Consider the following 15,172-nt stretch of genomic DNA (forward strand, 5'->3'; position numbering starts at 1 on the left):
TGGCCGGCCTCCCGTTGCGGAGTTCCTGATGCCCGGCCACCCGCAGACGTCTCGAGCAGAACAGGCCCCTTCCATGCGCAACTACCAGCAGCCCTCCGGCATGCCGATCCACAAGTACGTGCCGTACCAGCAGCAGTTCCCGTTCGACCTCTCCGACCGCACCTGGCCGGACCGGGTGATCACCGAGGCGCCCCGGTGGTGCGCCGTGGACCTGCGGGACGGCAACCAGGCGCTGATCGACCCCATGAACTCCGACCGCAAGCTCAAGATGTTCGAGCTGCTCGTGCGGATGGGCTACAAGGAGATCGAGGTCGGGTTCCCCTCCGCCTCCCAGACCGACTTCGACTTCGTGCGCCGGCTCATCGAGGAGGACCGGATCCCCGACGACGTCACGATCCAGGTCCTGACCCAGTCCCGCGAGCACCTCATCGAGCGCACCTACGAGGCCATCGACGGCGCCGACAAGGCGATCGTGCATCTCTACAACGCGACCTCCACCCTGCAGCGGCGCGTGGTCTTCGACCAGGACATGGACGGGATCGTGGACATCGCCCTCACGGGGGCGCGGCTGTGCCTGAAGTACGAGGAGCAGCTGAAGAACACGTCCGTGACCTACGAGTACTCCCCGGAGTCCTACACCGGCACCGAGCTCGAGTTCGCGGCGCGCATCGCCAACGCCGTGGCCGAGACCTTCGAGATCGGCGGGGACCGGGAGATGATCCTCAACCTGCCCGCCACCGTGGAGATGGCCACCCCCAACGTCTACGCCGACTCCATCGAGTGGATGTGCCGCAACCTCTACAACCGGGACGCCACCGTGGTCTCCCTGCACCCCCACAACGACCGCGGCACCGGCGTGGCGGCGGCCGAGCTGGGCTACCTGGCCGGCGCCGACCGCATCGAGGGCTGCCTGTTCGGCAACGGTGAGCGGACCGGCAACGTGGACCTGGTGACCCTGGGCCTGAACCTGCTGACCCAGGGCGTGGACCCGCAGATCGACTTCTCCGACATCGACGACATCCGCCGGACCGTCGAGTACTGCAACCAGCTGCCCGTCCCCGAGCGGGCCCCCTACGGCGGGGACCTCGTGTTCACGGCGTTCTCCGGCTCCCACCAGGACGCCATCAAGAAGGGCTTCGACCGGATGGCCCGGGACGCGCAGGAGCAGGGCCGGGGCGTCGACGAGCTGGTGTGGGCCGTGCCCTACCTGCCCATCGACCCCAAGGACCTGGGCCGCACCTACGAGGCCGTCATCCGGGTGAACTCGCAGTCCGGCAAGGGCGGGGTCGCCTACCTGCTCGCCAACGAGCACGGGCTGGACCTGCCGCGGCGGGCGCAGATCGAGTTCTCCCGCGTGGTGCAGGAGCACACCGACACCTCCGGCGGGGAGGTCTCCGGCGCGGAGCTGTGGAAGGTGTTCGCGGACGAGTACCTGCCCACCGTCCAGGACGGGGACGCCGGGCGCTGGGGCCGGTACCGGATCACCAACATCACCACGACCTCCGAGGAGGACGGGGAGAGCACCCTCGAGATCGGCCTGGACGTCGACGGCGTCCAGCACCACCGCACGGCGCAGGGCAACGGCCCCATCGAGGCGCTGCAGACGATCCTCGCGTCCGAGGGCGTGGACGTGCGCGTGCTCGACTACAGCGAGCACGCCCTCTCGGCCGGCGGCGACGCCCAGGCGGCCAGCTACGTCGAGGCCGCCGTGGGGGACCGCGTCCTGTGGGGCGTCGGCATCGACGCGAACACCACCCGCGCGTCCCTGAAGGCCCTCGTCTCGGCGGTCAACCGGGCCGTGCGGGACGCCCAGGGCTGAGCGCCCGGCGCACCGTGCGACGGCGGGCCGCCCCGGACGTGGGGCGGCCCGCCGTCGTCGTCCCGCCCGGCCCGTCCCGCTGCGCCGTCGGCCTGCGCCGTCCGCCCCGCGTGGGACAATGATGCGGTGGCCAGGACGACGTTCGCATCACGCAGCTACCGGGACGACGCCGTCGTGCTGCGCACCTACAAGCTCGGCGAGGCCGACCGGATCGTCGTGCTCCTGACCCGGGACCACGGGCAGGTCCGGGCCGTGGCCAAGGGCGTGCGGCGCACGACCTCCCGCTTCGGCTCCCGGCTCGAGCCGTTCAACGTCGCCGAGCTGCAGCTGGTCACCGGTCGCAACCTCGACATCATCTCCCAGGCGCTGGGCAAGCGCGGCTACGGGTCGGTCATCGCCGCCGACTACGCCAAGTACACCGCCGCCGCGGCCATGACCGAGGCCGCGGAGAAGTTCACGGAGAACGACGACGAGTCCGCGGCCCAGCAGTACCGGCTGCTCGTCGGCGCCCTGTCCGCCCTGGCCCGCGGGCTGCACGAACCCGGGGCCGTCCTGGACTCCTACCTGCTGCGCGCCGTGTCCACGGCCGGGTGGGCCCCGAGCTTCACCGACTGCGCCCGGTGCGGCGCCCCCGGACCGCACGAGGCGTTCTCGGCCCCGCTCGGCGGCGCCGTCTGCCCGGCCTGCCGCCCGCCGGGGGCCGCCGCCCCCGACCCCGCGACCGTCGAGCACCTCTCCGCCCTGCTCACCGGGGCGTGGGAGCGGATCGACGCCGTGGAGCCCCGCACGGCCCGGGCCGCCGCCGGGATCGTGGCCACCTACGTACAGTGGCACCTGGAGAGGGCCGTCCGGTCCCTGAACCTCGTGGAACGGAGCTGACCATGCCCGGCTTTGCCGCCCCGCCCGCCCATCCCAGCGGCGCCAGCGCCCCGCCGATCCCGCGGCAGTTCGTGCCGCAGCACGTGGCCGTGGTCATGGACGGGAACGGGCGCTGGGCGAACCAGCGCGGGCTGCCGCGCAACGAGGGCCATAAGGCGGGGGAGGCGGCCCTGATCGAGGTGATGGCCGGGGCCATCGAGATGGACATCCCGTACGTCAGCGCCTACGCGTTCTCCACCGAGAACTGGAAGCGCTCCCTGGACGAGGTGACGTTCCTGATGAACTACACCGCCGACGTCATGGAGCGCCAGCTGCCCACCTTCCAGGAGTGGGGCATCCGGATCCGGTGGGCCGGGCGCAAGCCCCGCCTGTGGCGCTCGGTCATCAACCGCCTGGAGGAGGCCGAGCGGGCCACCCGCGACAACGACGTCGTCACCCTCACCATGTGCGTGAACTACGGGGGGCGGGCCGAGATCGCCGACGCCGCGGCCGCCATCGCCGCCGACGCCCGGGCGGGCGTCCTGAACCCGCGCAGCATCGACGAGAAGACCGTCCAGCGCTACCTCGACGAGCCCGACCTGCCGGACGTCGACCTCTTCCTGCGCTCCTCCGGGGAGCAGCGGATCTCCAACTTCCTCCTGTGGCAGTCCGCCTACGCCGAGCTCGTCTTCCAGGACGTGCTCTGGCCGGACGTCGACCGCCGCACCCTGTGGGAGGCCGTGGAGGTCTACGCCCGGCGGGACCGGCGCTACGGCGGAGCCGTCGACCGCGTCGCCGGCCCCGGCGCCTCCGCCTGAGGCCGGCGCCGTCGCAGACCGCGCAGCCAGGCGGCGAGATCCCTCTGCGCGGCCCGGCGCACGGCCTGCCGGGAGAGGTGCACGTCGTGGACGGCGCCCTCGTAGGAGCGCAGCGTCACGTCGGTGCCCAGATCGGGCGCGTGCCGGCGGATCTGCCGGACGTCCAGCACGGTGTCGGCCGAGCGCATCCGCTCGCTCCACCAGGGGCGGATGCACGAGCGGGCCGAGGTCTGCACCAGCACTGGAAGGTGAAGGTTCAAACCCTTCGCCACTTCACCCTGAGCCTGAAGGACAGCGTTGAGCCACCCCGGGGTGATGTCGAAGCTGGTCTCGGGCCGCCACCGGGCGTCGATCGGCCACTCGCCCTCCGCGTGCTCGCTGATTACCCGGTAGTAGTGGCTGCGCAGCCGGGCCCGCACCGGGACGTCCGGGCGCTGCTCGGCGAGCCGGGCCACCAGGGGGCGCAGGACGGCGCCCACGGCGTCGGAGCCGTGGCTGCCGATCCAGGGGGCGTTGAGGGCCAGTCCGTCGAGCCGGTCGGGGTGCCGTGAGGCCCACATCGCCGCGGTGAGCCCCCCGGTCGAGTGGCCCATCAGCACGAGCCGCCCCCGCGGACCGGGCAGACCGTCCTCGGCCATCACGCCGAGCGCCGCGGCGATGTCGTCGTCGTAGTCCGCGAGGTCCGTGGTGTGGCCCGGGCGGCCCTCCTCCACGGCGAGCACCTCGTCGGTGAGGTTCCGGCCGTAGCCGTGCAGGTCCAGGGCGTAGAACGCGTAGCCCGCGGCCGCGCACGTCCGGGCCAGCTCGGCGTTGAAGAAGTAGTCGGACCAGCCGTGCAGGTACAGCACGGCCCCGCGCAGTCGGCCCGGCACGAGCGGGACGTCCCCCGGCCGGTAGCGGACCACCGTGGCGGTGGAGTGGGGGGCGGAGCCGGGGTCCAGGTCCACGGTCCGCGCGCGGAAGCCGGGTCCCAGCACGTCGGGGACCCACGGGTCCGGGGGAGCACCCATGCCCTCACCTCGTGCGGGCGGCCCGTCGGGGCGCCGGTCCGTCAAGCCCCTCCGCGGCCGCCCGGCCGGAGGAGTGCCCTGTGGAAGACTGGGACCATGCGCTTCTACCCTACGTTCTTCACGGCTGTCTTCTCCCGGATGGACCCCGAACGGGCCCACCGGGTGGGGTTCCTCGGGATCCGGGCGGCGCGCGCCGCCCGGATCAGCACCGCGCTGCGGGTCTACACCCGGCCCGATCCCGCGCTCGAGGTGGAGGCGCTGGGCCTGCGGTTCCCGTCCCCGTTCGGGCTGGCGGCCGGTTTCGACAAGGGCGGCGAGGGGATCGGCGCCCTCACCGACCTCGGCTTCGGGCACGTCGAGATCGGCACCGTGACCGCCCAGGCGCAGCCGGGCAACCCCCGGCCCCGTCTGTTCCGGCTCGTCCGGGACCGGGCCGTGATCAACCGGATGGGCTTCAACAACGAGGGTGCGGCGGCCGTGGCCCCGCGCCTCGCGCAGGCGCGCCGCGAGCTCGAGGCGGACCACCGCGGCCGCGCCCGTCCGGTGCTCGGCGTCAACATCGGCAAGACCAAGGCGGTGCCGCTGGAGGACGCGGTGGACGACTACCTGCAGAGCGCCCGGGTCCTCGCCCCCCTCGCGGACTACCTCGTGGTCAACGTGTCCTCGCCCAACACCCCGGGCCTGCGCCAGCTGCAGGAGATCGAGAGCCTGCGGCCGCTGCTCGGCGCGGTGGGCCGCGCGGCCGACGAGGCCGCGGACCGGCACGTCCCGCTGCTCGTGAAGATCGCCCCGGACCTGTCTGACGAGGACGTGCTGGCCGTCGCGGACCTGGCCCTCGACCTGGGCCTGGACGGCATCGTGGCCACCAACACGACCATCGCCCGGACCGGGCTGGGGCTGGTCTCCGACCCCGCCGAGATCGAGGCCCATGGGGCCGGCGGGCTCTCCGGGGCCCCGCTGCGGCGGCGCTCCCTCGAGGTGCTGCGGCTGCTGCGCGAGCGCGTGGGGGACCGGCTGGTGCTGGTCTCCGTGGGCGGGGTGACCACGGCGGAGGACGTCCAGGAGCGCCTCGACGCCGGCGCGACTCTCGTGCAGGGCTACACCGCTTTCCTCTACGAGGGTCCCTTCTGGGCGCGCCGCATCAACCAGGGCCTGGCGCGCCGGGCGGGCCGCGCCTGGAGCTGACGGCTCACCGGGGCTGACGGCTCCCGTTACGACGGGGCGCCGCCGACCGCCGCCCCGTCGGCGGGCACAGGACTGCCCCCGGACCGTGCGGTCCGGGGGCAGTCCTGTCGCGGCCGGGCCCTGCGCCGGGCGCGGGCCGACCGGGGCTCAGGAGGGGCGCTCCCCGCGGGCGACCTGGGGCTTGGGCAGGCGGAGGCGGCGCATCGTGAAGGAGCGCATCGCGGCGTACCAGCGCACGCCGCGCTCCACGGTCCCGAACTTCGCCTGCATGGCCTTCTTCATCCGGGCCGTCGACAGCACGGCGTCCACGATGCCCAGGATCATCAGCGCCCAGATGAGGTAGACGCCGTAGGTGGCCACGTCCTGGACGGGGAAGAACAGGATGACGAGCGCGAGCAGCGCGACAACCATGAGGTACTCGCCCACGTTGATCCGGGAGTCCACCCAGTCCCGCGCGAACCGGCGCTGCGGGCCGCGGTCCCGCGGCCCGAGGAACCGTTCGTCCCCGGCCGCCATGCCGGCCTGCGCCCGCATCCGCTGCTCGCGCGCGGCGTCGCGGGACTGCGCCTTCGCGGCCTTGCGGTCCTCCGGGACCAGGGGCCGGCGCCGGGCCGCCTCCTGCTGCCGGCGGCTGGGCGTGGGCCGGCCCTTGCCCGGGGTCTGCCGCGGGGCGGCCACCGGTTCCGTGGGGGCGGCCGCAGCGGTCACCGACGTGGACCCTGCGCGGTCTGCTTCCTTCTTGCGTCCAAACACCCGTCAAGGATAGCCGACGGACCTGCCGGCCCCCGCCGGGCCCCGGACATAGGGTGGGTGCCATGAGCGAGCCCTGTGCCCCGACCGTCCCCGTCCCCGTCGACACCGTGCGCGCGGCCGTGCGCGCGGACATGCCGCGGACCCTCGAGCAGCTCGTCGAGCTGGTCGCGATCCCCGGCATCGCCTGGGAGTCCTTCGACGCCGCGCAGCTCGAGCGCAGTGCGGTGGCCGTGGCCGGCGTGCTCGCGGACGCCGGCCTGGAGGAGGTGGAGATCCTGCGCGTGCCCCTGGGTGACGGGCCGGGACACCCCGCCGTCGTCGCCCACCGCCGGCCCGCGCCCGGCCGGCCGACCGTGCTGCTCTACGCCCACCACGACGTCCAGCCCCCGGGCCGGCGCGAGCTGTGGGACTCCGAACCGTTCGTCGCCGAGGAGCGCGACGGCCGCCTGTACGGGCGGGGCGCGGCCGACGACAAGGCCGGGGTGATGGCCCACGCCGCCGCCCTGCGCGCCGCGACCGCCCACCGCGGCGACGACTTCGGCCTCGGCGTGACCGTCTTCGTGGAGGGGGAGGAGGAGGCCGGCTCCCCGTCCTTCCGGGACTTCCTGGAGGCCCACCGGGAACGGCTGGCCGCGGACGTCATCGTCATCGCGGACTCCGCCAACTGGGAGGTCGGCGTGCCCGCCCTGACCACGAGCCTGCGCGGGATGGTCGGCGCCGTCGTGGAGCTGTCCGTGCTCGAGCACGCTGTGCACTCGGGCATGTACGGCGGCCCGGTCCTGGACGCGCCCACGCTGCTGGCCCGGCTCATCGCGACCCTGCACGACGACGACGGCGCGGTCGCCGTCGAGGGGCTGCTCGCCGAGGACCGCACCGACCTGGTCTACGACGAGGAGCGGTTCCGGGCCGACGCGGCGGTCCTGAAGGGCGTCCGGCTGGCCGGGCGCGGTTCGATCGCCTCCCGGCTCTGGACGCAGCCCGCGCTGTCGGTCACGGGCATGGACGTCACGCCCGTGGATACCGCCGCCAACACCATCGCCGCATCCGCCCGCGCGAAGCTGAGCCTGCGCACGGCGCCGGGCCAGGACCCCGCCGAGGCCGCGGAGGCCCTCCGGCGCCACGTGGAGGAGCACGCCCCGTTCGGGGCGCACGTGCGCATCGAGCTCGAGGAGACGGGACAGTCCTTCCGCACCGACATGAGCTCGGAGTCCGCGCGGATCGCCCGGTGGGCGCTGGGGGAGGCGTGGGGCCGGCCCGCCGTGGAGACGGGGATCGGCGGCTCCATCCCCTTCACCGCGGACCTCCTGGAGGTCTGTCCTGAGGCCGGCATCCTCATCACGGGCGTCGAGGACCCGGACTCCCGGGCGCACAGCGCCAACGAGTCGCTGCACCTGGCGGAGTTCGAGCGCGCGGTGGTCGCGGAGACGCTGATGCTGCTCGCCCTCGACGACGCCGCCCGCCCCGGGCGGCGGATCCGGGAATGAACCCGATCGCCCATCCGTTGTGCCCGTGACAGACCCGCCGCCGGTCCGACCCCGTGCGGCACCCCTCCACAGAAAGTGAGCATCATGAGCGTCACGACCGAGAACGGCGCCGCAGTGGACGGCCTGCCCACCCACGGCGTCCAGCTGACCGACGTCGCGTCCCAGAAGGTCCGCGCCCTGCTCGAGCAGGAGGGCCGCACCGACCTCCGGCTGCGCGTGGCGGTCCAGCCCGGCGGCTGCTCGGGCCTCATCTACCAGCTGTACTTCGACGAGCGCATCCTGGACGGGGACTCCGTGCGGGACTTCGGCGGCGTCGAGGTCATCGTGGACAAGATGAGCGTGCCCTACCTCGAGGGCTCCACGGTCGACTTCGAGGACACGATCTCCAAGCAGGGGTTCTCGATCGACAACCCCAACGCGGGGGGTTCCTGCGCCTGCGGCGACTCCTTCCACTGAGTCCGTCCGCTCCTCCCGAGAGGCCCGTCGTCCGTCCGGACGGCGGGCCTCCCGGCGTTCCCAGGAGGCCCCGCGGACCGCTCCAGGAGGGGTCTCCGAGCGCCGCGCGGAAGCTGACACTGTGTCACCAGATGTCAGCGACACGGGGTAAGCTCGGAGAGAAACATTCCACCTGACTGTGTCCGGGCTCTTCAAATCGGGGCCTTCGGCGCGCAGACGACGAGCACGAGAAGAAGAGGAAGGGCCGTCTGTGAGTTCGCACACACGAACCGACAGCCTCCGGCGCCGCACGGCGAAGGTGTCTGCGGTAGCAGTCCTGGCAGCAACCGCGCTGACGGGATGCTCGGAAGAGGCGAAGCTCGGCTGGATGCCCACCGAGCGTGGCACCACCGACAACGCCGACATGATCCTCGACCTGTGGGTCGGCTCCTGGATCGCGGCCCTCGTCGTGGGACTGGTGACCTGGGGCCTCATGCTCTGGTGCATGATCGCCTACCGCCGGCGCAAGAACGAGACCGGCTACCCGCGCCAGGTGGCGTACCACGCCCCGCTCGAGGTCTTCTACACGATCGTCCCGATCGCCCTGATCATGTCCCTGTTCTTCTTCACCGAGCGGACCCAGGCCGAGATCACCGCCCCGGACGACAACCCGGACGTGACCGTCCAGGTCTACGGCAAGCAGTGGGCCTGGGACTTCAACTACCTGACCGACGACGTCTGGGACACCGGCATCCAGGGCCACCTCGACGGCGAGGAGGGCGTCCCCGAGCGGGTGCCCACCCTGTACCTGCCCGTCGACAGCGACGTCGAGCTGCAGGTCACCTCCCGCGACGTCATCCACTCCTTCTGGGTCCCCGCGTTCCTCGAGAAGCGGGACATGTTCCCGGGCCGCACCAACACCATCAGCATCACCACGGGGCAGGAGGGCGAGTACTTCGGCAAGTGCGCCGAGTTCTGCGGCGAGTACCACTCCGAGATGCTGTTCAACGTCAACGTGGTCAGCCAGGCCGAGTACGACGCCCACATCCAGTCCTTGCGCGACGCCGGCCAGACCGGGGCCCTGGGCGAGGAGTACAGCCGCGACTCCTACCCGGGCGCGGACGACCAGCAGCAAGAATCTTTTAACAACTAAGGAGTACCGGTGTCCACACTCGAGTATTCACGGGACGAGGCAGCCACTGTCGCTCCGCGCGTGGTGCCCCGGTCCAAGGGACGGATGGTCGTCAACTGGATCACGTCCACCGACCACAAGACGATCGGGTACATGTACCTGATCTCCTCGTTCGCCTTCTTCTGCATCGCCGGCGTCATGGCGCTGCTGATCCGCGCCGAGCTCTTCGAGCCGGGCATGCAGATCCTGGAGACCAAGGAGCAGTACAACCAGCTGTTCACCATGCACGGCACGCTGATGCTGCTGATGTTCGGCACCCCGCTGTTCGTCGGCTTCGCCAACGTCATCGTCCCGCTGCAGATCGGCGCCCCCGACGTCGCGTTCCCGCGGCTCAACGCCCTGGCGTTCTGGTTCTTCCTGTTCGGCTCGCTGATCGCCACCGCCGGGTTCCTCACCCCCCAGGGCGCGGCCTCCTTCGGCTGGTTCGCGTACACGCCGTTGAGCAACTCCTCGTTCTCGCCCGGCGCCGGTGGTGACCTCTGGGTCTTCGGCCTCGCCCTGTCCGGCTTCGGCACGATCATGGGCGGCGTCAACTTCATCACCACGATCATCGCGATGCGCGCCCCCGGCATGACCGTGTGGCGGATGGGCCTGTTCACCTGGAACACGCTCATCACCTCGCTGCTCGTGATCATGGTGTTCCCGCCGCTGGCCGCCGCGCTGTTCGCACTGGGCATGGACCGGACCCTGGGCGGGCACATCTTCGACCCGGCCAACGGGGGAGCGGTGCTGTGGCAGCACCTCTTCTGGTTCTTCGGCCACCCCGAGGTGTACGTGCTCGCGCTGCCGTTCTTCGGCATCGTCTCCGAGATCATCCCGGTGTTCTCCCGCAAGCCGCTGTTCGGCTACAAGGGCCTCGTGTTCGCGACCATCGCGATCGCCGCCCTGTCGGTGACCGTGTGGGCCCACCACATGTACGTCACCGGGGCCGTGATGCTGAGCTTCTTCGCGTTCATGACCATGATGATCGCGGTGCCCACCGGCGTGAAGTTCTTCAACTGGATCGGCACGATGTGGCAGGGCTCGATCACCTTCGAGACGCCGATGCTGTGGGTGCTGGGCTTCATGTTCACGTTCCTCTTCGGCGGCCTGACCGGCGTCATCCTGGCCACCCCGCCGCTGGACTTCCACGTCTCCGACTCGTACTTCGTGGTCGCCCACTTCCACTACGTCATCTTCGGCACCGTGGTGTTCGGCATGTTCGCCGGGTTCTACTTCTGGTGGCCCAAGTTCACCGGCAAGATGCTCAACGAGCGGATCGGCAAGATCCACTTCTGGCTGCTGTTCCTGGGCTTCCACATGACCTTCCTGATCCAGCACTGGCTGGGCGTGGACGGCATGCCGCGCCGCTACGCGGACTACCTGCCGGAGGACAACTTCACCTGGATGAACCAGATCTCCACGGTCGGGGCGATGCTCCTCGGCGTCTCGATGATCCCGTGGTTCTGGAACGTCTACACGACCTGGCGCAACGGCACGAAGGTCGAGGTCGACGACCCCTGGGGCTTCGGCGGATCGCTGGAGTGGGCCACATCCTGCCCGCCGCCGCGGCACAACTTCACCTCGCTGCCGCGCATCCGGTCCGAGCGGCCGGCGCTGGACCTGCACCACCCGGAGCTGGCCGCGGAGTCCCCGCAGCAGTCCCCGGTCGACGACGGCGCCATCGCCACGCGGAAGGGCTGAGCATGAAACTCTCCATCAAACTGTTCATCCTCATCGGGGGCTTCAGCCTCCTGGTGGCCGTGGTCTACGGCTTCCTCACGCGGTTCGACGAGCTCGTCGGGTTCCCGGCGCTGCTGGCCGTCGGCGCCATGTCCTTCATGCTGGCCGTCTACCTGTGGCTCGTGAACCGCAACACCGGTGGCGTCCTCCCCGAGGACAAGCTCGACGGCGAGATCGTCGAGTCCGCCGGCGAGTACGGACACTTCTCCCCGTGGAGCTGGTGGCCCCTGCTGCTCGGCACCGGCTGCGCCCTCGCGTTCACGGCGCTGGCCATGGGCTGGTGGATCCTCGGCCTCGCCGCCCCGCTGGCGGTGCTCGGCCTGGTGGGTCTGATCTTCGAGTACTCCCGCGGCGACCACGCCCACTGACACGGGCGGCTGAACGCCGACCGTCGACAAGGCCCCGGACACCCCAGGTGTCCGGGGCCTTGCGCATCCTCGTGCTGCGGGCGGCCGGCCGTCGCCCGCAGCTCAGGGGAGACCGGGGCGGCCACAGCGATCCCGGGGGACGGGGCTGACGACGGGAGAGACCTGGCCAGCCACAGCGGGCCCTGGGAACGGGGGCCGACGGCGGGGCAGCCGCTGCCGCTGCAAGGCCCCGGGGTGGCCGGCGATGACGCTCGGTGTGAGGGGTACCTGGTGCTCCAGAGGCCGGGGTGCAGCCAGGGTCCTTGGGAACCGGCGCCGACTGCCGTCCGCGGCCTCAACGACGCGGTCCGGGGCAGCGGCCAGCGCCTCCGCTCCGAGCGGCCCGGCGCGTCGTTCAGGGGTTCCGGCGCGACCGGACGGACGATGCCGGGTGGCACCTGTTGCACCGGTCGAAGGTCGAGGCGCAGGGTCATCCCCGGGCGGTGCACCCTGGCGACCGTCCGTACTGCGTCCTCTGCCTGGTCATGGTGCGCCTCGAGCGGCTCGGTGTTCCGCGCGGGACCGTTCTCGACGCTGACCGGGTCGTCACCGCCGCGCCGCAGGCTCCGCGATGCCAGAGGACACGGAGCGTCCTCCCGCGTCCGTCCGGTGCCGGACCAGCCCGCCGGGCCTGGGGGCCGCCGGAGACGCCTCGGAGACGCCTGTCGACGCCGGACGAATACTGAGCAGATGCGACGGTCGAAAAGTGAGCACTCAACGATTGGAGTGTGATCACTGTGGAAGATTGGGCGTTGATCCGTCGGCTGCATGCCGAGGGGGTGCCGAAGTCCCAGATCGCCTCGCGGCTGGGGATCTCGCGGAACACGGTCGCCAAGGCCGTGGCCGCCTCCCGGCCACCGCGCTACGAGAGGTCTGCGGGGCCCAACGCGTTCACCGATGTCGAGCCGGTCGTGCGGGCGCTGCTGGCCGAGCACCCGTCCATGCCGGCTGTCAACGGTCAGCGGGACTTCCCGGTAGGCGGTCAGGTGATCTCCCCGTCTGCGGACAGCTGATCTCCCTGTCCGCGGTCAGTTGACCTCCCTGCCGGTCAGTTCAGTGGGACCACCCCGCGTCCGGCGGTGGCCTCGGTGAGCCGCAGCGAGGTGCCCTCGGTGATGATCACGTGGGCGTGGTGCAGGAGCCGGTCCACGGCGGCGGTGGCCAGGGTCTTGGGCATGATCGTGTCGAACCCGGCCGGGTGGATGTTCGAGGTCACCGCGAGGCTGCGGCGTTCATAAGTCGCATCGACGAGGCGGTAGAAGGCCTCGGCGGCGGCCTGGCCCGAGGGCAGCATCCCGATGTCGTCCACGACGATGAGCTCGGCCCGGGTGATCCGGGCGATGGTCTTGCCGATCGAGCCGTCCGCCCCGGCGCGGCCGATCGCGGCGGTCAGCGACTCGAGGGTGAACCAGGAGACCCGCATCCCGGCGTCGATGACCTGATGGGCCAGGGCCTCGACGAAATGGGTCTTGCCCGTGCCCGAAGGCCCCGAGATCGCGAGGTTCTCCGCCCGCCCCACCCACTCCAGGGTGGCCAGGGCCGACTGGGTCGGGACCGGGATCGAGGAATCGGCTTCGCGCCAGGAGGCGAAGGTCTTCCCGGCGGGCAGTCCGGCGGCTTTGCGGCGTGCGGCCCGAGTGGCCTCATCACGCCCGCGGGCCTCTTCGGCCAGCAGCACCCGCAGGACCTCGGTGGGGTCCCACCGTTGGGAACGGGCGGTGGCCAACACCTCGGGGGCGGCCGCGCGCAGATAGGGCATCCGCATCCGCTTGAGCACCGCGGCGAGGTCTTCGGGCAGCGGCGGTGCTGCCGGGGCGGTGGTGGCCGTGTTCATCGAGCGGTCTCCTCGGTTGTGGTGGTTGTGCTGGTTGTCGTGGTGGCGCCGAAGGTGGCCCAGGCGGCGGTGCCGGGCTGGGCGGAGTGGGTCTCGTCGGCGGCCACGAGTCCGGCGGCGGTGGCCCCGGTGGCCTGGTGATCGCAGATCGCGGTCAGATCCCCTTCGCTGAAGCGCCCGGCGGCCGCGGCGATCCCGAGGGCGGCGTCCACGGGCCCGGCCCCGATGAGGGCGGCGAGCTCAACCGCGGCGGCCATCTTCGCCCGGATCCGGGTAGCCCCGGCCGCGGAGGCCTCGATCAGCCAGGTGTGCGCCCCGGCGCCCAGGGCCAGGAAGTCCTTCTCCGCCGCGCTGCGGGCTCGTGGCCGGGGCGGGCGTGGGGCACCAGTGGGGTCTTGGGGGTGGTCGGGGTAGTGGGCCAGGTCGATCCGCGGATTGCCCGGGGTCGAGAGGCGGTGGCGGGCGACCTCGGTGAGCCCGGCACGCCCGGCCGCCCACCCCGGGGCCACCGGAAGGGTGTCGAGGTCGGCGACGACCACCAGCTCCTCGGCTGCGACCCGCACCCACACCTCGGCCCCGACCAGGCCCGGTGGGGTGGAGTAGCGCACCGAGCCGAACCGGATGGTCTGGTCGGTGCCCACCGTGCGGGTCACCCCCAGGGCGGTGGTGTGCGGGGCGGCCGGCAGCACGTGCAACCGTCGTTGTTCCTCGGCCAAAGCGTGCTCCGGGATCTTGGCCGTCTCCCGGTGGGTGCGCCCGTTGACCTTGGCGCAGAACGCCGCGCAGGCGGCCTCGAGTGCGGCGAAGGAGCCGTAAGCTGCGCGCAGGTTCGCCTCGGTGGGCACCAGATCGGCCTTGGCGATGCGCACCGTGGACTCCGACCCGCCCTTGGACTCGGGGTCATACGGCACGCAGGTGTGCACCTGCGTGCCGTAGTGCCGGCCGGCTTCCACGATCTGCGGGTGGCGCACCGCAACCCCGGCCACGTGATCGACGGTCACGGTTCTCGGGTTGTCGGTGAGCACATAGGTCGGCACCCCGCCGATGAGGGCCAGAGTCGCATCCAGGCACCCGATCAGCGTCGGGAGGGTCTGGTCCCATACAGGGATCACCACCCGGAACCGTGACCACGCCAGCCAGGCGCAGAACAGCCACGTGCGCCGCGGCACCCCGTCCGCGCCGGGCACCTTCGGGCCTTCGCCCCAGTCGAACTGCAGCCACAGACCCGGCTCGGTGATCCAGGGCCGGTAGGTGCGCCGGTGCCCGGCCCGCCATACCGCCTTCACCTGCGCCACGGCCCGGCGGGTGGTGCGCTCGGTCCCCGGGAACCCCACCGCGACCAGGCGGGCGTGGACGACGTCGGCGCGGACTGTGCCCTGGCTGCGCTCGACCCACTCCTCGATCTTCGGCAGGTAGGCGTCGATCATCCGAGGACGACGGCCCGGGCCGGTCACCGGCCGGCCCGCGTCCCGGGCGGCGGCGTAACGGCGGACCGTCTTCGGATCCACCCCGGCCAGGGCCGCGGCCGAGTGCGCGGAGCCGGTGGCGTCATATGCTTCGAGAATTTCCATGATCTCCCTGTCAGACTTCTTCATGCGTCCCTCCGGCGGGTGATGGCTCAAGGTGGTCAGAGACCTCGAGCGAACCCCCGGAGG

The 15,172-nt window shown here is 71.8% G+C and carries 13 protein-coding genes and 1 pseudogene; 10 read left to right on the forward strand and 4 right to left on the reverse strand.

Features of this window, described 5'->3' with window-relative positions; genetic code table 11:
* Nucleotides 1–73 precede the first annotated feature (73 nt).
* The 3 genes from leuA to EQG70_RS09600 all read left to right on the forward strand — a co-directional run bounded on the left by leuA (nt 74) and on the right by EQG70_RS09600 (nt 3,495).
* On the forward strand, nt 74–1,819 hold the full coding sequence (gene leuA / locus EQG70_RS09590; protein ID WP_017833983.1) for a 2-isopropylmalate synthase: 1,746 nt from the start codon (nt 74–76) through the stop codon (nt 1,817–1,819).
* Nucleotides 1,820–1,945: 126 nt separating this feature from the next.
* Nucleotides 1,946–2,698, forward strand: coding sequence for a DNA repair protein RecO (recO, locus tag EQG70_RS09595; protein WP_109269172.1), 753 nt, complete (start codon nt 1,946–1,948; stop codon nt 2,696–2,698).
* A gap of 2 nt (nt 2,699–2,700) precedes the next feature.
* Complete coding sequence (locus EQG70_RS09600) at nt 2,701–3,495, forward strand: isoprenyl transferase (RefSeq protein ID WP_109269173.1); 795 nt, start codon at nt 2,701–2,703, stop codon at nt 3,493–3,495.
* Here the strand turns inward: EQG70_RS09600 and EQG70_RS09605 are convergent.
* A complete protein-coding gene (locus EQG70_RS09605) occupies nt 3,447–4,505 on the reverse strand; it encodes an alpha/beta hydrolase (protein ID WP_017833986.1) in 1,059 nt (352 codons plus the stop codon). The genes EQG70_RS09600 and EQG70_RS09605 overlap by 49 nt on opposite strands.
* 96 nt (nt 4,506–4,601) lie before the next feature.
* On the opposite strand from EQG70_RS09605, the gene EQG70_RS09610 reads away from it, so the two are divergent.
* Nucleotides 4,602–5,690, forward strand: a complete 1,089-nt coding sequence (locus EQG70_RS09610; protein WP_109269174.1) for a quinone-dependent dihydroorotate dehydrogenase — start codon at nt 4,602–4,604, stop codon at nt 5,688–5,690.
* A 147-nt stretch (nt 5,691–5,837) separates the two neighbouring features.
* Here the strand turns inward: EQG70_RS09610 and EQG70_RS09615 are convergent, their stop codons facing one another.
* Complete coding sequence (locus tag EQG70_RS09615; RefSeq protein ID WP_031283270.1) at nt 5,838–6,443, reverse strand: DUF3043 domain-containing protein; 606 nt, start codon at nt 6,441–6,443, stop codon at nt 5,838–5,840.
* A gap of 62 nt (nt 6,444–6,505) precedes the next feature.
* Between EQG70_RS09615 and EQG70_RS09620 the strand changes: the two genes are divergently transcribed.
* The 6 genes and pseudogenes from EQG70_RS09620 to EQG70_RS09645 all read left to right on the forward strand — a co-directional run.
* Complete coding sequence (locus EQG70_RS09620; RefSeq protein ID WP_109269175.1) at nt 6,506–7,927, forward strand: dipeptidase; 1,422 nt, start codon at nt 6,506–6,508, stop codon at nt 7,925–7,927.
* Between the two features lie 84 nt (nt 7,928–8,011).
* Entirely contained in the window at nt 8,012–8,383 is a 372-nt protein-coding gene (locus EQG70_RS09625; protein WP_017833990.1) for a HesB/IscA family protein, read from the forward strand.
* Nucleotides 8,384–8,633: 250 nt separating this feature from the next.
* Nucleotides 8,634–9,515, forward strand: a complete 882-nt coding sequence (gene ctaC, locus EQG70_RS09630; protein WP_109222621.1) for an aa3-type cytochrome oxidase subunit II — start codon at nt 8,634–8,636, stop codon at nt 9,513–9,515.
* Between the two features lie 9 nt (nt 9,516–9,524).
* Nucleotides 9,525–11,237 (forward strand): aa3-type cytochrome oxidase subunit I, encoded by a 1,713-nt coding sequence (ctaD, locus tag EQG70_RS09635; protein WP_095651087.1) that lies wholly within the window; start codon nt 9,525–9,527, stop codon nt 11,235–11,237.
* A 2-nt stretch (nt 11,238–11,239) separates the two neighbouring features.
* Nucleotides 11,240–11,644, forward strand: coding sequence for a cytochrome c oxidase subunit 4 (locus EQG70_RS09640; protein ID WP_017834559.1), 405 nt, complete (start codon nt 11,240–11,242; stop codon nt 11,642–11,644).
* A gap of 767 nt (nt 11,645–12,411) precedes the next feature.
* A pseudogene (locus EQG70_RS09645) lies at nt 12,412–12,633 on the forward strand (helix-turn-helix domain-containing protein); the annotation flags it as partial.
* 98 nt (nt 12,634–12,731) lie between these two features.
* Here EQG70_RS09645 and istB read toward each other — a convergent pair.
* Nucleotides 12,732–13,517, reverse strand: coding sequence for an IS21-like element helper ATPase IstB (istB, locus tag EQG70_RS09650; protein WP_109269538.1), 786 nt, complete (start codon nt 13,515–13,517; stop codon nt 12,732–12,734).
* The gene (gene istA, locus EQG70_RS09655; RefSeq protein ID WP_208746193.1) at nt 13,514–15,112 is read right to left on the reverse strand and encodes an IS21 family transposase; all 1,599 of its coding nucleotides are present in this window, start codon (nt 15,110–15,112) and stop codon (nt 13,514–13,516) included. The genes istB and istA overlap by 4 nt, the downstream gene beginning before the upstream one ends.
* Between the last annotated feature and the right edge of the window lie 60 nt (nt 15,113–15,172).

Origin of the sequence: Kocuria rosea (assembly GCF_006094695.1) — a bacterium.
GTDB lineage: Bacteria > Actinomycetota > Actinomycetes > Actinomycetales > Micrococcaceae > Kocuria > Kocuria rosea.